We start from the raw sequence: 20,367 nt of genomic DNA on the forward strand, positions 1-20,367 counted from the left end.
CCTTAGTTGATGTCAGCTGACTCGAAATGCGGCGATGAGTTGGACGCACTGCGCTGCGCCATATCGAGGACCGCAAGGTAGGCGAAGGCCGCCGATGAACCAATGGGGACCCCAGGGCCGAAGTAGAACTCGCCCGACCATGCGGCCATCGTGTTGCCGGCGGCGTACAGCCCAGGGATGACGTCACCAGAGAGGTCCTGAACACGGGCCTTCTCGTCGCAGACCAATCCACCCTTCGTCCCGAGGTCGCTGAGGACAACCTTTGCTGCGTAGAACGGTCCGGTACGAATCTGCTTGAGAGTTCCGTTGATGCTTTCGACCGGTGCAACGAAGAAGAGGTCGTACGGATCCTCACCGCGTTGGAAGTCCAGGTCGACCCCAACCTTGGCGAAGCCGTTAAACCGATCAACAGTCGCGACGAGCGCGTTGCTCGGCAAACCGATGAGCTGAGCCAACTCTTCAAGCGTGTCGGCCTTCGTGAGGTATCCGCCGTCGAACCAGGGCTCAAGGTCAACTCCCGGGTACAGCGCGTCGGGAGAGCCCGGAATCCCGTATGTGTCCAAGAGTTCCTGGTCGAACACAATATGAGAAGTGAGGTGCTCGACCCCGGTCGCTTGCCCCTTGAGCATTTCCCGTCCGAAGCGGTCATATGGCAGGCACTCGTTGGCGTAACGTTCGCCAGCTCCGTTGACAATCACGCCGCCGTGAAGACCTTGCAAGAAGGATGCACCGCCAGTCGGACCCAGCAAGCCGGGCGTCCACCAGGACTGGTCCATGAGGTCGGTCGCAGCGCCAATCGCAATTCCCGCACGAATACCGTCGCCTGTGTTGCCCGGTGCGCCAAGACTCCACTCGCCAGTCAGCGGCGCCTGGTATCGCTGCCGCATTTCCCGATCGCGGTCAAAGCCGCCACAGGCAAGCAGCACGCCATGCTCGGCGCGAATGAACACAGACTCACCGCCAGACTCGGCGCGGATCCCAACAACGCGCCCTTCTGCCAGCACCAGCTCCTCAAAGGCGAATCCACGACGCACGACAGCGTCGGTCTTCGTCAGCGCCTTGAGGAACCGCGCCACCATTGAGTGTCCCCAGATGAGAGGATCTGTAGGTGGCCACAACGGCTCTCGAACAGTGTCAACCAGGTCCGCCACCTCGACGGCAGCTTGTTCCTCTGGAAAAATCCCACGCCCGCGCGGCAGGCTTCCGGGAGTGTTGTAGTAGTCGGGGAATGGCATCCACCAGAAGTCGAGATCGGGATTCTGCATGAGCTCGGCGACCAGTTGCGGCCCGGCTTCGAGGTAGGCGTCCATCAGTGGCGAGGCGACGTCTCCCATCAGGCCGGCAAGATATTCACGTGCCAGATCAGGAGTGTCCGCGACGCCTGCGTTGATCTCAACCTCGTTGTTGGGGAACCACATACCTCCACCGGAGTACGCCGTGGTGCCGCCGTAGAGATCCGTCTTCTCGATGAGCGCTACGGAGAGTCCTCGCTTTGTCGCAGCAAGTGCGGCGACCAAGGCGCCCGCCCCTGATCCGACGACGACCACGTCGTACTCTTCGTCCCATTTCACGGTGTTGGGCGGCATGTGTCGTTCTCCTCGGTAGGCATATGCAGTCTCAGATGCGGTTCGACTCGAGGGCCACCATTGGGTGCCATTCGATGGAACCTGCGCAATTTCGCAGTCTTGGCCGAGGGCTATCCCAGGCCGCTGACGCGTCTCGCCAGACGCCATCCCTCAGGCGTGCGGCGGAACTCGTCGTCGTACGTACCCATTCCACCGGCTTCTTGGATGCCATCGGTCTTCTCATAGAAGTGCCAGTAGGAATGACTGCTCACCGTGTCCGGACCAGTGCGGACCAATGCAATGTTGGTGACGACGTGCCGTGAAAATGTCCCAGGTCCCGAAAGCCCAGCATTGCGCCGTTCGTGTGCGCCAGCGAGTAGGTCGGCGCGACCGCGTAAAGCGCGCACAGGAGGCTCGGTGTCCGCCGGCGGCTCCCATGATCCGTCCTCGGTGAACAGGTCCACGTACTCGTCCAGGTCGCCGGCGTCTGCGAGATGGGACAGTCGCGCCAGCAGGTTTCTGATCTCGAGCTGGTCTGCAACCCACCGCAAGTCAGTATCCATGCTTAGCTCCTCGGCCCGGGACGCTCTGAGCGCCAGACTGGCTCGGTGAATATGGAGCGGCTTCGTATCTGATGATGTATCCGCCGGGCATGAGCGCAAACCAAGGGAATGGCCTACTCCGACCAACGAAGGCGGCGGATCGGCTTATCGCGGCCGGCACGATGCCAGCCTTGGTCCTATGTTGTGCGTTGGCAAACATCGTTGGCTGCTCCCGGCAATCGTTGTGGTTGAGAGGCATTGATGATCTCCGCTCGCTGCGCTCTTCACTAAGGACTAGGTGCCGGTCAATGAAACTGACGTGGTCGCGGCGGAGGTGCGAGCCGTCCGCAGCAACACCACGAGGCCGACGAGAGCACACACGCCTGCAAGGGCGAAGCTCGTACGAAAACCAAGCGCCTGTGCCACTCCTCCCAGGAGCACCGCCCCAAGCAGGGCTCCGACATCGAAGGACATCGTGAACGTCCCGACGATCGACGATCGTTCAGCCTGGGCACTTGTTCCCAGAGCCAACGACATGAGCGCTGGGTACAGGAGTGCCGTGCCGGCCGAGAACACGACTACGCCCACGAGGAGTCCGACGTGGTTGCCTGAGATCCCGATGACGAGGAGGCCAATGGCGTCAAGGATGCTGGCAACCACTCCGCATCTCACGGGCCCCAACCGATCGGGAATTGACGAGCCTCCCAGACGGATCCCCAGAATCACCACGGAATACACGATGAACACCGTCTGGACCGGCGTCCCCACCTCGAGGGCGTACAGCGGAACAAGCGCAAAGAATCCTGCGATACCCATGTCGCACAGAGCCATCGCAGTACCAGGACCGACGGCCTTGCGATTCAACCTCGCGTGCTGCGTGCGAGCAACTGGCGCCCCGCTGGGATTGCGCGCCAACAAGCACACCGCGGCTGCCACGATCGCCACAAGTCCAGCAATGACGAAGGCGCGCCCGCGCCCCAGTTCGTCGGCAAGCGGAACGGCGAGGATCGGTCCCAATCCGGCACCCGCGAATACGGTGACCGAAAGAAGCGTGATTGCCGTCCCCCGGCGCTCAAGTGGTGCGAGATCGGTCACGAGAGTTGCTGCGCCGGTGAAGAACGCACCTTCTCCAGCACCCGTCATCAACCTCAGAGCAATCAGCACTGCTAGGTGATCAGCCGCTCCATACGCCAGAGTTGCGAGGCCGGCCAGCGCGGCCCCGCAAACCATCAGCCGACGACGTCCAATGATGTTGCCGAATCCTCCTGCCAGCGGACGAACGACCAAGGCAGCCAACGCTGGTGCACCGACAACAACGCCGACAAGGAGGGTGTTGGCGCCGAGGTCTGCGGCGGCAAAGACCGGCAACAGGGGAACAACAACTCCAACGTTGAAGAAGTACAGCGCGGCCCCCGTCAGCACCGCCACGAAAGGTACGGTCAGCAGCCTTCGGTCAGGCGCCACGCTGGGCCGACTCACCTCACAACTTCGCCTTCTCCGTCCGGTCCAGCGACGCCAGATGCCGGGCAGCAACGAACCCGAACGTCATGGCGGGGCCGATCGTGGCTCCGGGGCCCGCGTAGCTCCTGCCCATGACGGCCGACGTGCAGTTGCCCGTGGCATAGAGCCCGTCGATGGCAGTGCCGTCGGCTCGAAGGACACGCGCATGTTCGTCGCAGTCGAGGCCACCGTTGGTGCCCAGGTCGCCGGGGACAACCCTGAACGCATAGAACGGCGGCTTGCCAAGCGTTCCGAGGTTCGGATTCGGACTGTTGGTTGGGTCGCCGTAGTAGCGGTCGTACGCACTCTCACCACGCCCGAAGTCCACATCGTTCCCTGATCGAGCGAAGCCGTTGAATCTCTCAACCGTCGCATCCAAGGCGTCGGGGTCAAGATCCAGCTTCTTCGCCAGCTCCCGAAGGGTGGGGGCCATCACAACTGTCCCGTCGTCAATCCACTCTCTGGGGAGCCGACGCCTAGGAGGAGTCGCAATCATGGCGTATCGGTTGCGGAAGGTCTGGTCGAAGATGAGGTAGGCCGGAATATGACCGACTCCCGACCTGTGACCGTCGTACATCGCATCGACTGCCGTGACATACGGCGCCGACTCGTTGACGAAACGGGACGCTGCTGCGTTGACCATGATTGAGCCCGGAAGACCGCGCTCCGACAGGATGAAGAATGCCCCGTCGTTAGTGAGCACCGACGGGCCCCACCATGCACGATCCATGTGCGACGTCGTGGCGCCATGCTCGACTGCCACCCGGATGCCATCGCCGGTGTTGCCAGATGCGCCGGAAGTCCAGGCGGTGGTGATCGGCGCCTCTTGGTACTCGTCGCGCATGGATGCGTTGTGCTCGAAGCCTCCCGACGCGAGGATCACCCCGGACCGGGCGCGAATCTGCGAGATCTCTCCCTCGCGCTCGCACACCACACCGACTACCTTGCCGTTGTCGACGAGGAGGTCCTTGAGCGCGGTCCCCAGAAGCAGTGGGATGTCGGCGTCCATCATGGCTAGGCGCAAACGCGCGGTGCCCGCAGCGCCGAGAGCAAGCATGCGACGACCCCTCAGACGCCCGAACCAGCTTCGGATCGCGATCCGAACAGCCTGCCGCTTGCCACGCCAGGTACGTGCGATCAGCATCAAGTCCCTGTATTCCGCTGTCGTGATCCAAAGACCTCCGGGAGGTGTCAGGACATCCTCGCGATTGAGATGCGCCCCTTCAGCCTTGAGCGCACGAGCGTCGACTGGAACCGGCTCGATCGAGCGACCCTCAGGTCGTCCCCCGGGCTGCTCAGGCTGGTAGTCCGAGTAGCCCGGCACGCGTTGGAAGCGGACCCAGTGTGTGTGCTGCTCGAGAAATCCAATGACTTCAGGTCCGGCCCGCAGGAATGCCTCCCGACGCACCGAGGACGACGAGTCGCCCACGATTGCGTTCAGATATGAACGCGCGTCGTCTAGCGAGTCCTCGACACCTGCCCGCACATTCACCGGGTTATTGGGGATCCAGACGTTCCCGCCGGACAGCGCACTCGAGCCACCGAAATGATCTGCCTTCTCGATGACCAGCACACGCATCCCATGATGGCGAGCCACAAGCGCAGCAACCATGCCGCCAGCGCCCGACCCGACCACGACGACGTCGTAGAGATCGTCAGCAGGGATATCTCGGTCGTTGGCTTCTCTTGCCATTGGGATCAGAAGACGACGTACGACTTGAGAATGGTCTCGTGGATGAGCCACGTGCCTTGCCAACCCTTTTCGAAGAAGGCGCAGTCGCCGGCACCGACCTCGACCGACTCTCCACCGTCCCGGGTCACGGTCATACGTCCCGATGCCACGTAGATGAACTCGTGGGTCTCTAGGCTCCAGCGGGAGTCTCCTGGCGTGCAGGACCATACTCCGGACTCGATGTCATCAGCCGCCCACAGCACCTTCGAGTGTGTGGCCATGCCCTGAGAAAGTGCCTCGGGCAGTGGACCGGAGTCTTCAAGAACGACGTTCGATACATCAATGACCGGAGTGATCGGAACCGTAGTCATGGGTTTACCTTTCGGGTTGCAAGACGACGCTCGCGGGCTCGCGCGAACGACTCGTACGCTAGGTCTGGATGGACGGTCGAAGCCACGCATCGGGCCCATCCAGCGGCACACGTCTTAGCCCGCTGCGATCCCAACCCCGCACGCAGCCAGAAGTCGGGCTATGACCGATCTCCGGAAACACACCCTCAGGCTGCTCTGACGTCCTGAGCAGATGCCGGGCTTCCTCCAGCCAGGGAAATGGCCTCGACCGCCTCCGTCACCAGGTCGGCATTACTCTTCTGGCACCCAAATACTGCATCCTCAAGGCCCACTCTGACGTGACCTCCCAAAGAGACCACGTCAGGAATGAGCGGAGTGATGTCCCCACCGAGTGTCGCAACCATCCAGGGTGCGCCCGGGGCGAAGCGTGCAAGTTGAGCGAGGTATGCGTCAAGCCCGTAGCGAGCTACCGGAAACCCGAAGGTGAACTGTTCCGAGAACATGAACCTGTAGATCGGCTGGCGCAATGCCGGATAGCGCGCAGACACAGCCGCTGCCAGGCGGATGAATCCAGGCTCGTACAGCGCCATCGTGGGGTGTGCGCCGAACTTCTCGGCGATCGCAAACCCAGTGCGGATGTCACTCTCAACGTTCATGTAGACCATCCCGAGCTGATCGGCCCTGATGTCGTCCAACGTCGAGAAGTTGACCGATCCCGGATCGACAATCGCCCATTCGAGGTGACCCAGCTGCCCGAGGTGCGTCGCCGGTTCGTAGCGATAGGCACCGACGACTCCGACCTCCGATCCGGCTTGCGCCGCACTCGAAATGGTCGGGTAGATGATGACGTCCACCTCGGCTTTAATGCCCTCGATGATCTTCGCGTAAGTCGCCGGGTCGTCGTTCTGTACACCGGACTTCTCGTCGTACGCATGGATGTGGAGGATCGCCGCACCCGCCTGCGCTGCAGCGATGCCGTCCTCGATCGTCTCGTTGACACTCACCGGAATGCGGGGCTGAACTCGCTTCGTCCAAGCTCCGTTGAGTGCCGCTTCGATCCAGACCTTCGGATTCATCGGCGCCGAATCAGGCACCTTCGGCCGCGCGCCTGATGATCGGCAGAGTAAGCCTGCTCGCGTGGACGCCACCGCGATGGACCCGGTTGACGGCCACCACCATCTCCTCTTCGGACTCAGAGCTGATGACGCCGCCAGTGTTTGAATTCCGGTCATAGCGGGGGAAGTTGCTCGATGAGACCTCGAGGCGAATTTGGTGACCCGGCAGGAACACATTGGAGGTTGCGTTCAGATCTAGGACAACTTCGTATATCTCACCCGGCTCCATCATCTCGGGATCGGAAGCGCTATTGCGATAGCGCATCCGTTGAATTCCTTCGCACAAGATAATGGCCCGCCCATCAGGAAACACGTCCACGAGCTTGCCGGTGAAATCTGTGTCTGGCGCCGAGGAAGACACGTGCAACGTCAGCGAGATAGGACCGGTCGCTTCGACCGGCTCGGTCAGGACGGGAGTAGAAAACACGAGAACGTCGTCACGTGACTCGATCTCGGACTGATCGGCCGGACCGTTGATGCCGTCGTGCCCGATTTGAGCTGAGAACGGCATGATTGTGCCGCCGATAGTTTTCACAGGGCGGCGCGGGTCGTACAGATACGTGTCGACCGTCCCGTCGCCCAACGGCTCGACGGTGAGTCGACCATCGCCATCGGCGGTGTTGGCCGGACCCGTCCCGGTGAGGTAGTAGTCGGTGTACTGGGTGTCGGGCAGCGGCCAGTCCTGCTCCTCGCGCCATTGATCCAGACCCATCACGAAGATGCGAACGGGTGCCAACCCTTCGAGAGCATCTTCCTGTCCACGTAGCCAGCGGTTGAGGAACTTAAGCCTCGTTTCGTTCACTTCGGCGCTGGCGAAGGCGCCTGCCACGCCGAATTGCCTGTCTGCATGCATCCCGTCGTAGGAGCTGTGCGTCCATGGCCCAACGATCAGGCGCTGTCCGGAACGCGCGTCCGCCGAGCCACCGCGTTTGCGCATTTCCACGTACGAGTGCAGAACCTCGCCGATGAAGAAGTCGTACCACCCGCCGACATTGAGCGCTGGAATCGAGATAGCGTCGAACTTGTCGACCGCCTGCTCCTCCCAGAACGAGTCGTAGTCAGGACGCCCAACAACTTCAGCCGCCCACGGCAGGTACTTCTGAATCAGCGGCTGGTCTGCCACCGGTGAGACCCGAACCAGAGCCGCCGAGTCTGAGAGAAGAGCCCCCAACCCCGCCATGTCGTCCATGACGTCTTTAGGGGGATCCCCACCATCCTCACCGGGCTGAGCGGACTTGCGAACACATTCACCCATCGCCATGAGCGCTGACCAGTGCGCGACGGAATCGAGCGACATTGCGCCTCCTGGCGAATACCAAGGTGCACGGTGGAAGTCGCCACCCCCCATGAGCGGTGTGATCGCGCGCAGTCCCTCGACTCCGGTCGACGCAGCCGCCCATTGCGCGTAGGCACCATAGGAGCCCACGACCATGGCGACCGAGCCGTCACACCACTCCTGTTCAATCAGCCACCGGATGGTGTCCGCGCCATCACGGGCCTCGTCGACGAACGGCGTGAACTGCCCTTCAGACATGCCCGTACCCCTGCTGTCCTGAAGCACGTAGGCGTAGCCGGCGGCAAGGAGAGCCAGGTGGTCTGCTTCGGGTTCGGCGTAGTTGCCTTGGTGGGACTTCCCGTAGGGGCCACGACCAAGGAGAACGGGGAATGGCCCTGAGCCATCCGGCATCCAGACATCCATGGCGAGTGTCGTTCCATCGCTCATGGGGACCAAGACGTCCTGCTCGAACGTGAACTTCATGCAATCCTCCTGCGGTCAAACTCTCGCCAGCGTTGGCGGAGAGGCGGCGCCTTCAATTCTCTGTGGTAACGAAACCGGTGAACCCGATTCTCCAAATGCCGTCCACCTTCACGTAGCGGTCTGAATAGACTCCTTGTCCACGCATCGAGGTGTTGTCCCAGGGGTCATCCCAGTAGAAGTGGAGGTCCCAAGTCCCATGTGCGTGACCCGGGTCATCGATGGTGATAACACCATTGGTCGCGGCGTGGACTGCTCTGAGAGTCTCCAGCCCGCTGCGCAGATAGCCGATGATCGCGTCGCGACCGCGGTAATTGGTCGTGCCATCTTCATAAGAGACCACGGCGTCCTCAGCGAACACGTCTACGAGACCGAGCCAATCCTTGTCGTTCAGGCAGTCGATGTACCGCATCTTGAGCAGTCGGATCTTGTGGACCTCGATGTCAACGACGGTCGCCTCGTACTTCTGTGCATCCACATCATTGCGCTGATGTGCGCGCACAAAGTCGCCCGTACTCTCACCCATGGCCGATCAGCTCGGCAGATTGGCGGGTCAGGAACTCAACCACGAGACGTTCGAACTCCTGTTTGCGCTCGACCTGCGCCCAGTGGCCACACCGCGAGAATATGTGCAGCTCGGCATTTGCCATCTGTGCAAATGAGACGAAGGCGCCTTCCAGCCGCAGCATGTTGTCGTCGCGGCCCCACGTGATCAACGTTTCATTCTCAATTCGGTGCGCGCGCGTCCAAGGTGCAGTCTCGGTTGGATACTTCGAGAACGTCTCGAAGATCGCGAACGTGTTGGCCAGCACTCCGTCCGCGAGGGCACTCTCCAATCGTTCATCAACAAGGTCTTTGTCGATCACGTTGATGTCCGACACCATGGTCTCGACCCACGCGACCATGTTCTCGCGAGTCGGTTCGGCCATGAAGTCGCCAAGCCGGTGGCTACCCTCGGTGTCGGTCGGGTTAAACGTGTTGACCGCCAGACCGGCTGGCCCCATAAGGACCAGCCGATCCAGGCGTTCCGGGTATGCCAACGCGAACTCTGCGGCTGCATACCCGCCCATGGAGTTGCCGAGCAGGTTTGCACGTTCTATGCCCAGCTTGTCCATCAGCTCGACTGTCGCGTCAGCCGCAATTCTCGGATAGATCCTGTCGAGGTTTGGCATCGCGCTGCGGCCAAATCCCGGCATGTCCAGCAGTATCGTCCGAAAGTTCTCGGCAAATACTGGCAGGTTGCCCCGGAAGTTGGACCAGGCACTTACTCCTGGTCCAGACCCGTGCAGCAGGATGAACGGATCCCCCTGCCCAGCTTCGTGGTAGTGCAGCTGAAAGGCGGGGGTGTCCACCACTCGGCTTGTTGCTTCAAAGCTGGTACCAATCATTGCTGCGAGTCCTCTTCCTTGACGTTGCGAGATCTACTTGACAACCCAGCCGTCTTGGAACCGGAAGTTGTTCAGGCTGCCTGCCTTCGAAACCTTCAGACCGCGCACCTTGGAACTGACGGCGTCGAGGTTGTCGGCGTAGCCCCACACGATGTACGGCCCGCCGTCTGCCCAGGTTGTCTGGACGTCGTGCCACAACGTCGCAGCCTTGGATTCGTCTGTCTCAGCGATTGCTGCGGAGACGGCAGCGTCGCGTTCCGGAGTGCCCCATCCCGTTTCTGGATAGACCGCGTCCGTCGACAGCAAGCCACGGTAGCTCGCCTCAAGTGAGGGATAGGGCGTACTGTACGCGTTGCCAAACGGAGCATCGAAGTACTGCTCGGCGATGGCGGCCGTGCTGAGGTTGTCGACCGTGACCTTGACTCCAGCCGCTTTGGCTTGCTGGGCGAAGAGGGTGGCCGACTCAAGCGAGCCTGCGAACGCGTTGCTCGTGGTGAGCTTGATGGACAGGTCAGGAACGCCAGCGTCCTTCAACAGCGACTTCGCCTTGGCAACGTCGAGACCCTTCTTCAGGTCGCTTGCGTAGTACTTGGCGCCCGGTGCGAGCAGGTCGTTCGCAACAGTTCCATAGCCATTCAAGACTCCATCGATCATGCCCTTACGGTCGACCAGCAACTGGAGTGCCTGACGCACACGCTTGTCATCGAAGGGCTTCTTGTCTACACGCATCTTCAGGTACTGCGCCGCCACACCCGGTGATTGGATGACCTTGACCCCATTGGCTGCCTTGACGCTGTCTGCCTGGCTATAAGGGAGTTGCGGAAGGACATTGATCTGGCCGCTGCGCAGTGCGTTAACCTGCGCAACCACATCCGTGAAGCTCGAATCGATCACAAGCTTGTCGACATATGGCTTGCCCTTGTCCCAGTAGCTCTTGTTCGCCTCGAAGACGCTTCGACGTCCGGGAGTGAACGACTCGAATTTGAACGGGCCAGTCCCGATTGGGTGTTTTGTGAGTTGAGCATCCGTCGCACCGTTTGGGATCACGGCAGCGTTGTAGCTCGTGAGCAAGGCCGGGAAGAGTGCGTCAGGGTGCAGAAGCGGGACCTCGACCGAAAGATCGCCTAGTTTGCGGATGTTCTTGAAGTCGATGACCTTCGCCACGAGTCCACTGCCGTAGTTTTCGGGAGACCCAAGTTCCTTGAGCGTGTAGACCGCGTCGTCGGCAGTGAACGGCTTGCCGTCGTGCCAGACAACTCCCGCACGCAGCTTGAGGGTCCACACGCTCGCATCAGCGTTCGGCGTGGCCTCCGTTGCCAGGCCTGGAACCAACGTCTTAACGTCTGGGCCGATCTCGAAGAACCTGTCGTAGAGAGCCACCGTCCGCGCAATATCCGCAATGGCGGCAGTCGTCTTCGGGTTGACGGTGTCGAACGTCCCGACGCCAACCATTCCCACTGTGAGGGTGCCACCTCGAACCGGGGTCCCTCCGCCAGACGACGCTAGGTTCTCTTCCTTGCTGCCACCGCTGTCACTACTGCAGGCTGTAAGGAGCGTCGACACTACCGCTGCGACAACAACGAGCCGGCCTCGTCGAAGGAACCGTCGACGCTTCGACAATCCCTCGGCCCGAGAGTCAGGGGAGCTCAAGAGTGGGCTGTCATTCATGGCTGTTCTCCTAGTTCGGTAATGAACGGCGCGAACGGACTGTCGGATCCAGCGCCACGAACTGGCTCACTCGAGGCGGGAGGATCACAACGCGTCCCAACACAAACGCAAGAGCGGCCCACTGCCATCGAAGGGAAACGGTGATTCTGCGATTCACTCCGACTCCTTAGACGTGGACCGATGTCTGGCTGGGCTCGCAACTGGCGTGCGAACGCGGGACCTTTGATTGCTCGGAGAGTAGTGGTGTGTGTCACACGGGTGACAGACATGCGGTGCCGGTGGGCGGAACCGGCTCTGAAGGAAGGAGATGAGCCGCGCGCACTCCCGAGTTGCACTCACGTTCGTCTCATTGGTCGGCACCCGAAAGTTGAATACGAATGACGAGTGGCCGAAGACTTGCGTACCCGCCATCACGTCAGGAAGTACCCACGGAGTTCGGCATCCACGTCGAGCATGTGCAGGCGCGAAATGCCTCAGCCCTGGATCGCATCAAGATGACTAGCGATCTCTACAAGTTGAGGTAGCAGACATCACCTCGGAGGATTCATGACCGGCCAAATTCTCAACGGCAACAGCATGGACGACTACCCACTGACGTTGACCAGCATTGTCGACCGGGCCGAACGATTCCACGCGAATCGGGGAGTCATATCCCGTCGCCCTTCGGGCGACGTCAACAGGACGACATACGGCGAGGTCGCGGGACGCGCGCGCCGACTCGCACACGGTCTGGCCGCGCTCGGGGTGCGGGACGGTGACCCTGTCGCGACGATGCTGTGGAATCAGAGTGAGCATCTTGAGCTCTACTTCGCAGTCCCAGCGATGGGTGCGGTGCTGCATACCCTGAACCCCCGCCTGTTCCCCGAAGAACTGAGCTACATCGTCAATGACGCTCAGGACAACGTGATCATCGTTGATGAGTCGCTGTTGCCAGTCTTCGAGACCATTCGAGACAGTCGCGAGTTCGCACACGTTGTAGTCGTCAGTCATACCGGCGATATCCCGGCCGGAATGCTCGACTACGAGTCACTTGTCGCGAACAACGAGCCAATCGAGTGGCCAGTCCTTGGCGAAGGCCGTGCGGCGGCAATGTGCTACACGTCAGGCACGACAGGTCGGCCTAAGGGGGTCGTGTACTCACACCGCGCTCTCGTGCTTCATTCGCTTGTAGTCGCCCTCCCTGACCAATTCGCTGTGTCCGCTCGTGACACGATCCTGCCGGTCGTTCCGATGTTTCACGCCAATGCGTGGGGCCTCCCTTACGCCGCAGCGCTCGCTGGCGCTCAACTGGTGCTGCCAGGCCCGCAACTGGATTCCGAGAGTGTTCTCGACTTGTTAGCCGCTGAGCACGTCACCATGACAGCGGGGGTCCCGACTGTGTGGATGGGAGTCCTCTCGTCGCTCGACGCCGAACCAGACCGATGGGACCTCTCCGCACTGAATCGACTCATCGTAGGTGGGGCCGCTGTGCCGCGGTCCATGCTCGAAGGATTCGACAGGCACGAGCTGAGCATCGTCCAGGCTTGGGGCATGACCGAAACAGCTCCCCTGGGCTCGGTGTGCCGCGTGCCAGAAGATTTGGATCAAGCAAGCAACAGTGACAGGTACAACTATCGGATCAGGCAGGGCGTCGCTAGCCCACTCGTCGACATCCGCGCCCGCGACGACGAAGGCAACCTCATCGCTTGGGATGACACCGCAATGGGAGAGCTCGAGGTTCGCGGCCCCTGGGTCGCGGCAAGTTATCACCACGGACAGGGGGCGGCGAGCTTCACCGCCGACGGCTGGTTCAGCACTGGCGACGTGGTGCGAATCGACCCGCGTGGATGTATCCGGATCTGCGACCGGTCGAAAGACTTGGTGAAGTCTGGCGGCGAGTGGATTTCGTCAGTCGACCTGGAGAACCAGCTGGTGGCCCATCCGGACGTCGCCCAGGCGGCGGTCATCGCCGTGCCAGACGACCGTTGGGGTGAACGCCCGCTCGCAGTCGTGTCGCTGCACCCCGACGTCGATCCTTCTGTCGACAAGCTGCGAGATCACCTGGCCCAGGATTTTGCCAAATGGCAACTGCCGGATCGATTTGAGTTCGTCAGTGAAATTCCTAGCACAGCGACCGGGAAGGTCAAGAAGTCCGAACTGCGCAAGCGGTTCACCACCGAACCGTAAATATCCCGACCCCGCCCTATGCAACGAGCGGATCCCCGTCATCAGACAGGTCTGCCCACATTGCTCGAACGCAGGAGAAGTGCTGAATGACCGTGCTTACGGACAAGCTGTTGCCCACATTGGACTATCTGCTTGAAGAGTGGCTCGATCTCGGTTCATTGCTCACCCGGCACCGCTTTGCGGACCACGATCGGCAAGGAATCAACGCCCTGCTCCGAGCCTCGGCTGATATCGGAGCCAGACGGTTTGAGCCTGCGAACCGAGTCATCGACGACTACGAGCCTCAAATCGTGGACGGCAAGGTGGTTCTACCGCCCGAGACGCAGGCGGCATGGGACAGCGTCGTCGAGTTCGGCTTCCTGCTCGCCTCCCACGACGCCGAGCAAGGTGGGATGCAACTTCCGCGAATCGTCGACTTCGCCACCAAGGTGATCCTGGGTTCAGCGTCCATCGGCATAAGTCCGTCGATGCTCACCGAGGCCAACGCATCGCTTCTGCTCACCTACGGAAACGCGGCACAGCGGGACGTGTTCGCCCAGCGAGAACTACAAGGTCAGTGGTCCGGGACCATGTGCTTGTCTGAATCGCAGGCAGGCTCGTCGCTCTCCGACATCACGACCAAGGCAGTTCCCGACGGCCCGGATTCAGCCCAAGACCCTCTCGGCCCACGATACCGAGTCACCGGAAACAAGATGTGGATCAGCGCCGGGGACCATGAAATGACAGAGAACATCGTGCACCTCGTCCTCGCCAAGATCCCTGGGGAGGACGGGAATGTCGATCCAGGCACACGGAACATCTCACTCTTCGTCGTGCCGAAGTACCTTGTTGAGGTCGACGGAGCGTTGGGCGAGCGCAACGACATCGTCCTCGTTGGCCTCAATCACAAGCTCGGTTACCGAGGCATCCCGAACACCGCTCTGGCATTCGGTGACGGAACGTGGACACCGCGCGGGACAAAGGGCGCAGTCGGTTACTTGGTGGGCGAACCGGGCAACGGTTTGAAGCAGATGTTCCACATGATGAACGCTGCCCGCATCGAAATTGGCCTGAGCGCCGCCGCATTGGGATTTGCCGGTTTCGCTACTTCGCTTGACTACGCTAAGACGCGCCACCAAGGTCGGCACATCGGTCTGACCGGAAAGGACGCTCGCACGCCTCAAGTGGCGCTGTCAGAGCATGCTGACGTGAAAAGGATGCTTCTCGCGCAGAAGGCTTACGCCGAGGGCGGCATCGCACTCGGTCTCTATGCGGCTCGATTGCTCGACGACCAGGCCACCGGATCCCATGAGGAGGCTGCCGAGGCTGGCCACCTGCTCGCAATCCTCACCCCAGTAGTCAAGAGCTGGCCGAGCGAATGGTGCCTTGAGGCGAACAGCCTGGCGATCCAAGTCTTGGGCGGCGCCGGCTACACACGCGACTTCCCGGTTGAGCAGTATTGGCGTGACAACCGGTTGAACATGATTCACGAGGGTTCCCACGGCATTCAAGCGCTAGACCTTCTGGGGCGCAAAGTCCTTGAGAACGAAGGCGGCAGTCTCCGCCTGCTGGGAACACGAGTTGCGTCGACGGTCGAGAAGGCCCGTCTAGCCGGCTTCGCCGACCAAGCCGAGGCATTGAGCAGGGCATGGAGCATGGCCACAGAATCAGCCGCGGCTGCATGGAAGACCGGTGATCCTCAAGACGCGCTGCCAAACGCCACTCTCTACTTGCAAGGTTTCGGTCACGTGATTGTGGCTTGGGTGTGGCTCGACATAGCGATCGGAGCAATAGCCAGTTCGCATCCGGAGGCGCACGGGAAAGTCGCCGCAATGCGCTACTTCTTCAGGTTCGAAGTCCCGAAAGTGGGCGCGTGGTTTGATGTCGTGGCTGAGCAGGAGATCTTGTGCAGAGACCTTGACGCCAGCGTGCTCTGACCTAGCCACGCATCCGCTCATCAATCGCCAAACGGGATCCCCCGATGCCGTTGAATACGAACCCATTTCGGCGATCTGGCGGGTGGTCCCGCTGTCTGGCACTCAACGCTGTTGTGCGATGCACCGCCGTCCCTAGGTTTCATAGATCGAACACTGCAGCCGTCAAGTTCCAGATGTAACAGGAGATGCCGTCTCATGGATCTGAAAAATTGTGTGGCGCTAGTGACAGGTGCGAACCGAGGCTTGGGCAAGGCACTATGCGAAGCGCTCGCTGACGCTGGCGCGCGCACCGTCTACGCCGGTACTCGAGACCTCACGAATATTCGTGATCCCCGACTGGTGCCCACCTTGATCGACGTTACTGATCAACGACAGCTCACGGCCGCGAGAGACGCCTGCCCAGACGTGAACCTGGTCGTCAACAACGCCGGCATTTTCGGTGCGGGCTCCCTGCTCGAGGAAGATGCAGAGGAGTCACTACGCCGCCAAATCGAGGTCAACGTATTCGGTTCGCTTCGAGTCGCCCAGACCTTTGCACCGGTGATCGAACGCAATGGCGACGGCATGATCGTCAACATCTTGTCGACTGTGAGCTGGTACACCCCACCTGGGAGCCCCGCGTACGCGGCGAGCAAGCATGCAGCGCTGGCGGTAAGCGATGGTTTGCGCTCGGCATTGGCACCTCTCGGTGTTCGCGTAATGGGAGTACACGCCGGCCTCATCGATACCGAAATGGTCGCGGCGATGGATTTCCCTAAGGTGAGTGCGCGGAGCGTCGCCGATGCAGTGTTGCGGGGGATCGAGGCCGGACAAGACCTTGTCCTTGCCGACGACAAGGCGCGCGAAGTCTGGGACGCGATGCGCGTCGATCCCGAAGGTTTCAAGGCGGCGCTAGTGCCCACGATTCCGGCTTAGCGACAGCTCGAGCGTCCGCTAACAGACAGCCCGCCGGCCCAGCTAATCGGGGCGGCGGGCGGCGTGCAACTGGGTCAGGCCAACTCAAGTCAGGCTGTCGACGATTTCGCCAATTGCCCGTACGTGGTCCAGATCGGCGGCATCCCTGACCTGGAAATGGAGCCGATTGATGCCTAGATCGAGGAAAGGCTTGAGCCCTTCTCGAACCTGAGTGGGCGTGCCAACAAAGTGGGCCGTCTCGACATGCGCCGAGCCAGTCCCGAGAACGCCCGAGCGGCGCTGAATGTCAGCGTCGTTCGATCCCGTGCAAACGAGCACGGCAACGCTGCGCTCTAGGTCGGAGGCGGCGCGCCCCTGCGCAGCACACTCTTCCTCGACACGCTTGAACTGTGCTGCCGTCTCATCGACTGTCGAGAACGGCACGTTGCATTCGTCTGCGTAGCGCACGGCGTCCACAAATGTTTCCTGCGCGTCTGTTAGAGGCAGGATCAGGCGAGGGAATGGAAGGGTTGCATGGTCTCCCAAGCCGGCGTTTGCATCCAGCTTGTAGAAGTCCCCGTCGAAACTGAACGGATTTGCCGCTGAAGCATTCCAAATGCCCCTGAGGACGGCAATCTGCTCCACACGTCGCGCATAACGCTCCTCCGGAACGTCGGGCATCGTGAAACCAAACGCCTCAACCTCACGTTGGAACCATCCCGCGCCCAAGCCCAGCTCGAATCGGCCGCCACTCATCTGGTTGACCTGGGCCATGCTGACTGCGAGTAGAGACGGATGGCGAAAGGAAGGGTTGCTCATGATGACTGAGAGTCTGACCCGGTTGGTCTCCCTTGCAAGGGCGGCCATGGTGATCCACGCGTCGGTCGGACCAAGCGGAGCGACGGGACGTTCGTGCGGGAGGTAATGATCGGAGCGAGAGAAGATGGCGAAGTTTGAGTCCTCTACGGTCGCTGCAAGCGCCGCTATCTCGTCATACTGTGCACCTTCCGGCTCGATGTGAATTCCGAACTCCATTGGGACCTTCTCCTCGTTGGTGGTGGAAGCACAAGTCTTCGGGCTGAAGCCAGGTGAGGCCTACCACGTGGTGCCGAAGAGTGAGACTTGATGGCAGCGAGTCACTGCGACGTTCGTCGGCTAGCCCCACCAACTCTCAACGCGCTCCGGCACACTCGGCCGCCGCGACGCGACCATCAGGCAAGGCCCAAGTGCGACGCGCCATCTCGGTGCCACCTGCTGGCACGCGGACGCTGCGCTGCCGAGAATCACAGACTTACAGTGCGATTCAACCAACGGCGGGTATGAGCACCTCGGGTTCGCTGAGCGAGAGCATCGTTTAGCAGCGGGAGAGCCGCCGACAGTCGACCGAGTGGAGTGAACCGTGAGCGTCTTGACGAAACCTCAGCCTGGCCAGGCTGGTCCGAAAATTGACCGGCACGCCGATGCGTACCAGCACTGCATGGTCGGTATCCGCAAGTACTGGTCATCCGATCTGTACAAGCAGGTTCTGAAGGAGATTCGCGCTGACCGAACGGAATCCGAGATTGAGGCTTCGACTCCTGAACAGCTCGAGCGCGACTCGCAGAAGTACACGACGTATCAATACTTCTCATGGCTTGAGCACCAGCTTCAGCAGTACAAGTACCTCGGGCGGTACGGGGTCGTCACCGAGCTCTCAAAGCAAGCCCCTCAATTGGCCGAGCTGCTCGATTCTGCTGCATCTCGCTCGCCAGAGCGACTGAAGTTGAACCCCGACATCGTCCCGCCTACCTACTACACACGGGCGGACTTCCACCAGCATCCTGGTGGAATCTGGAGCGATGACTACGACGCGTTCGCATATGAGTTGGCGGCTGGTATCAGCGGTCAGGTCTACCCAACGCAGGACAGCGCAGGGACCAGCTACCGCAACTTGGCCAAGCTCTGCGAGGAGCGATACCACCCGAAAGACGTCTTGGACGTCGGGTGTGGATTCGGCCTGTCGGCCCTACCGTTCAAGAGCGAGACCGCCGCAACACGAGTGGTCGGATGCGACCTGAGCGCGCCGGCTCTGAAGCTGTCTCACATGCGCGCCCTCGAGGCCGAACTTGAGATCGAGTTCCGCCAGGACAGCGCTGAAGAACTCGCGACATTCCAGGACGCCGAGTTTGACCTCGTCAACTCTGTCGCCCTGTTCCACGAGATCCCGCAGAAAGCCGCCCGCAAATTCCTGCGCTCCGCCCATCGCGTTCTGAAGCCGGGCGGAAAGTTCGTCGTCGCCGATCTTTACCGGCAGCCGGGCGGATCGCTGACGCACATGTTCTATCTGGGTAGCTGCTCTCGCAACCGAGAGCCGTTCATGCGCTCATTCATCGCGCTGGACATGGTGGCCGAGCTGGAGGACGCAGGCTTCAAGGACGTCGAGATCGAGTGGTTCGACAGTGCAACCGCCGGCGCCCCTGTCCCCACAGGGATCAACGAGGGATCGCACCTCAACGGATGGTCGCTCATCACCGCAACGAAATGATCGACCGCGATCCCCAATTCAACCCGTATCACTTTCAGCTAGAGGAGGCGTAGATGTCGAACCGCCATCAGTACTTTTCGGACCCTGCTGTGGGCCGCATGATGGGAACCGTCATGGCTCTCAGCGGCGAGTTGTTCGTCGCTAAGGCGGAAATTGAGGTCTTGAAGCGTGCCCTCATAGCCCGCGGGGCCATCACAGATGGTGACCTCGACCAGGCAAGCGAGACTGAGGAAATCCACGACTTCCTCGTTGACGAGCGCAATCAGTACGCAGAGCATCTCTTCGAACCGATCCGTGTGCCAGACCTGTCAATGGAGCAGCACTGGGAGTTGTTCGGCGAGGGACATGACCCAGACGCCGCATCAGACTCCACTGATGGTTCGACACCAACGCTGGTCGAGAGCTAGGGTCCGTCTCCAACCACGTGCGCCCGTTTACTGGGACAGCAACGCGTCTCTGACCCGCGAATCGAAGGCACGAACGCGGGCAAGCCCCGCCTGTTCGCCAGACTTTGTCGGGCGCAGCCAACCGTGCTCAAGATCGACCAGTCCTGTGTATCCACGGCGCACTGCCTCGACTGCGACATCGACGAGCGGGAGGATGCCGGCGCCGGGCTCGACCCGACCCGGTTCGTTCGAGAGCTGTAACGACACGATGTGCTCAAAGTGTTCAGCCAACACGGCGAGCAAGTCTCCGTCCATCATCGACACGTGGGTCGTGTCGTAGATCAGCCCAACGTTGGGCTGATCTACGGCCTCGATGACGTCAACAGCAGCGGCGGTCGTGCGCAATAGGGAGCTCTGCATACGCACCATAGGTTCGATGCCGAGGGTGAGACCCTGATCCTGCGCGATGAGCGCGACGTCCCGCAGGTTCGCGACTAGATCGTCGCTCTGTCGCGCAGTGTCCGGGCGTGCAGCGTCCGCCGCGACGACAACCGCAAGGAGGGTCGAGCCCAGCGAAATCGCGATGTTCGAGGAGTCCACGATCGCCGCCGCGAGAGCAGAACGATTCCGTGTGGAGCGATCGGTCCAGATCGGGGACGCAGTCACGTCAAACGGCAGCGACGCGACGCAGCTGAAGCCGATTCCGGTTTCGACGAGAGCCCGTCGGACGGCTTCCCGCTCAAGCGGCGACTTGTCGATGACCCATGGGAAGAGCACGCCAGCCATACCCTCTTGGGCGGCAAAGCGGACGTGAGCTGCTGGTTCAGCCGTACCGAGAGTCTCGAGAAACTGAGGTCGGTCGTCTGGACCCGCGAATCCAATGTGTGTGGCATAGCGCAGGGCGGTCATGTGTGACTCCTCAGCG

Annotated in this window: 17 protein-coding genes; 5 read left to right on the plus strand and 12 right to left on the minus strand. The window is 61.2% G+C overall.

Annotated elements, in window-relative coordinates; genetic code table 11:
- Nucleotides 1–2: 2 nt before the first annotated feature.
- From ABD683_RS06230 to ABD683_RS06275, 10 genes are all read right to left on the minus strand, one after another.
- A complete protein-coding gene (locus tag ABD683_RS06230; RefSeq protein WP_344768276.1) occupies nucleotides 3–1,586 on the minus strand; it encodes an FAD-dependent oxidoreductase in 1,584 nt (527 codons plus the stop codon).
- A gap of 110 nt (nucleotides 1,587–1,696) precedes the next feature.
- Nucleotides 1,697–2,128 carry a nuclear transport factor 2 family protein gene (locus ABD683_RS06235; protein ID WP_344768278.1) on the minus strand — a complete coding sequence of 144 codons (432 nt, stop codon included), beginning with the start codon at nucleotides 2,126–2,128 and terminating at the stop codon, nucleotides 1,697–1,699.
- Nucleotides 2,129–2,401: 273 nt separating this feature from the next.
- Complete coding sequence (locus tag ABD683_RS06240) at nucleotides 2,402–3,535, minus strand: MFS transporter (RefSeq protein WP_344768279.1); 1,134 nt, start codon at nucleotides 3,533–3,535, stop codon at nucleotides 2,402–2,404.
- Between the two features lie 52 nt (nucleotides 3,536–3,587).
- Entirely contained in the window at nucleotides 3,588–5,300 is a 1,713-nt protein-coding gene (locus ABD683_RS06245) for an FAD-binding protein (RefSeq protein ID WP_344768281.1), read from the minus strand.
- Between the two features lie 5 nt (nucleotides 5,301–5,305).
- Nucleotides 5,306–5,560 carry a cupin domain-containing protein gene (locus ABD683_RS06250; RefSeq protein WP_344768283.1) on the minus strand — a complete coding sequence of 85 codons (255 nt, stop codon included), beginning with the start codon at nucleotides 5,558–5,560 and terminating at the stop codon, nucleotides 5,306–5,308.
- A gap of 275 nt (nucleotides 5,561–5,835) precedes the next feature.
- Nucleotides 5,836–6,705, minus strand: coding sequence for a beta-keto acid cleavage family enzyme (locus tag ABD683_RS06255; protein ID WP_344768285.1), 870 nt, complete (start codon nucleotides 6,703–6,705; stop codon nucleotides 5,836–5,838).
- Between the two features lie 10 nt (nucleotides 6,706–6,715).
- Nucleotides 6,716–8,503: a CocE/NonD family hydrolase gene (locus tag ABD683_RS06260; RefSeq protein WP_344768287.1), complete on the minus strand. Its 1,788-nt coding sequence runs from the start codon at nucleotides 8,501–8,503 to the stop codon at nucleotides 6,716–6,718.
- Between the two features lie 52 nt (nucleotides 8,504–8,555).
- Nucleotides 8,556–9,026, minus strand: a complete 471-nt coding sequence (locus ABD683_RS06265) for a nuclear transport factor 2 family protein (RefSeq protein WP_344768289.1) — start codon at nucleotides 9,024–9,026, stop codon at nucleotides 8,556–8,558.
- A complete protein-coding gene (locus ABD683_RS06270) occupies nucleotides 9,019–9,888 on the minus strand; it encodes an alpha/beta fold hydrolase (RefSeq protein ID WP_344768291.1) in 870 nt (289 codons plus the stop codon). Before ABD683_RS06270 ends, ABD683_RS06265 begins: the two co-directional genes overlap by 8 nt.
- A gap of 33 nt (nucleotides 9,889–9,921) precedes the next feature.
- Entirely contained in the window at nucleotides 9,922–11,340 is a 1,419-nt protein-coding gene (locus ABD683_RS06275) for an ABC transporter substrate-binding protein (protein ID WP_344771569.1), read from the minus strand.
- Nucleotides 11,341–12,102: 762 nt separating this feature from the next.
- Between ABD683_RS06275 and ABD683_RS06280 the strand changes: the two genes are divergently transcribed.
- The 3 genes from ABD683_RS06280 to ABD683_RS06290 all read left to right on the plus strand — a co-directional run bounded on the left by ABD683_RS06280 (nucleotide 12,103) and on the right by ABD683_RS06290 (nucleotide 16,553).
- On the plus strand, nucleotides 12,103–13,722 hold the full coding sequence (locus tag ABD683_RS06280) for a long-chain fatty acid--CoA ligase (RefSeq protein ID WP_344768292.1): 1,620 nt from the start codon (nucleotides 12,103–12,105) through the stop codon (nucleotides 13,720–13,722).
- An 86-nt stretch (nucleotides 13,723–13,808) separates the two neighbouring features.
- Nucleotides 13,809–15,638 (plus strand): acyl-CoA dehydrogenase family protein, encoded by a 1,830-nt coding sequence (locus ABD683_RS06285; RefSeq protein WP_344768294.1) that lies wholly within the window; start codon nucleotides 13,809–13,811, stop codon nucleotides 15,636–15,638.
- 195 nt (nucleotides 15,639–15,833) lie between these two features.
- Nucleotides 15,834–16,553, plus strand: coding sequence for an SDR family oxidoreductase (locus tag ABD683_RS06290; protein WP_344768296.1), 720 nt, complete (start codon nucleotides 15,834–15,836; stop codon nucleotides 16,551–16,553).
- An 84-nt stretch (nucleotides 16,554–16,637) separates the two neighbouring features.
- Here ABD683_RS06290 and ABD683_RS06295 read toward each other — a convergent pair whose 3' ends face one another.
- Nucleotides 16,638–17,567: an LLM class flavin-dependent oxidoreductase gene (locus ABD683_RS06295; protein WP_344768297.1), complete on the minus strand. Its 930-nt coding sequence runs from the start codon at nucleotides 17,565–17,567 to the stop codon at nucleotides 16,638–16,640.
- Nucleotides 17,568–17,931: 364 nt separating this feature from the next.
- On the opposite strand from ABD683_RS06295, the gene ABD683_RS06300 reads away from it, so the two are divergent.
- Entirely contained in the window at nucleotides 17,932–19,056 is a 1,125-nt protein-coding gene (locus ABD683_RS06300; RefSeq protein ID WP_344768298.1) for a class I SAM-dependent methyltransferase, read from the plus strand.
- 53 nt (nucleotides 19,057–19,109) lie between these two features.
- Complete coding sequence (locus ABD683_RS06305; protein ID WP_344768300.1) at nucleotides 19,110–19,463, plus strand: hypothetical protein; 354 nt, start codon at nucleotides 19,110–19,112, stop codon at nucleotides 19,461–19,463.
- Between the two features lie 27 nt (nucleotides 19,464–19,490).
- On the opposite strand, the gene ABD683_RS06310 is transcribed toward ABD683_RS06305, so the two are convergent.
- Complete coding sequence (locus ABD683_RS06310; protein WP_344768301.1) at nucleotides 19,491–20,351, minus strand: sugar phosphate isomerase/epimerase family protein; 861 nt, start codon at nucleotides 20,349–20,351, stop codon at nucleotides 19,491–19,493.
- Between the last annotated feature and the right edge of the window lie 16 nt (nucleotides 20,352–20,367).

The sequence above is a fragment of the Aeromicrobium panaciterrae genome (genome assembly GCF_039537165.1).
Lineage (GTDB): Bacteria > Actinomycetota > Actinomycetes > Propionibacteriales > Nocardioidaceae > Aeromicrobium > Aeromicrobium panaciterrae.

Excerpts from the sequence above, each read along its gene's own strand:
- ABD683_RS06230 (WP_344768276.1), bottom strand. The coding sequence starts at position 1,586 with ATGCCGCCCAACACCGTGAAATGGGACGAAGAGTACGACGTGGTCGTC.
- ABD683_RS06235 (WP_344768278.1), bottom strand. The coding sequence starts at position 2,128 with ATGGATACTGACTTGCGGTGGGTTGCAGACCAGCTCGAGATCAGAAAC.
- ABD683_RS06245 (WP_344768281.1), bottom strand. The coding sequence starts at position 5,300 with ATGGCAAGAGAAGCCAACGACCGAGATATCCCTGCTGACGATCTCTAC.
- ABD683_RS06250 (WP_344768283.1), bottom strand. The coding sequence starts at position 5,560 with ATGGCCACACACTCGAAGGTGCTGTGGGCGGCTGATGACATCGAGTCC.
- ABD683_RS06255 (WP_344768285.1), bottom strand. The coding sequence starts at position 6,705 with ATGAATCCGAAGGTCTGGATCGAAGCGGCACTCAACGGAGCTTGGACG.
- ABD683_RS06260 (WP_344768287.1), bottom strand. The coding sequence starts at position 8,503 with ATGAAGTTCACGTTCGAGCAGGACGTCTTGGTCCCCATGAGCGATGGA.
- ABD683_RS06265 (WP_344768289.1), bottom strand. The coding sequence starts at position 9,026 with ATGGGTGAGAGTACGGGCGACTTTGTGCGCGCACATCAGCGCAATGAT.
- ABD683_RS06270 (WP_344768291.1), bottom strand. The coding sequence starts at position 9,888 with ATGATTGGTACCAGCTTTGAAGCAACAAGCCGAGTGGTGGACACCCCC.
- ABD683_RS06275 (WP_344771569.1), bottom strand. The coding sequence starts at position 11,340 with ATGGTTGGCGTCGGGACGTTCGACACCGTCAACCCGAAGACGACTGCC.
- ABD683_RS06280 (WP_344768292.1), top strand. The coding sequence starts at position 12,103 with ATGACCGGCCAAATTCTCAACGGCAACAGCATGGACGACTACCCACTG.
- ABD683_RS06285 (WP_344768294.1), top strand. The coding sequence starts at position 13,809 with ATGACCGTGCTTACGGACAAGCTGTTGCCCACATTGGACTATCTGCTT.
- ABD683_RS06290 (WP_344768296.1), top strand. The coding sequence starts at position 15,834 with ATGGATCTGAAAAATTGTGTGGCGCTAGTGACAGGTGCGAACCGAGGC.
- ABD683_RS06295 (WP_344768297.1), bottom strand. The coding sequence starts at position 17,567 with ATGGAGTTCGGAATTCACATCGAGCCGGAAGGTGCACAGTATGACGAG.
- ABD683_RS06305 (WP_344768300.1), top strand. The coding sequence starts at position 19,110 with ATGTCGAACCGCCATCAGTACTTTTCGGACCCTGCTGTGGGCCGCATG.
- ABD683_RS06310 (WP_344768301.1), bottom strand. The coding sequence starts at position 20,351 with ATGACCGCCCTGCGCTATGCCACACACATTGGATTCGCGGGTCCAGAC.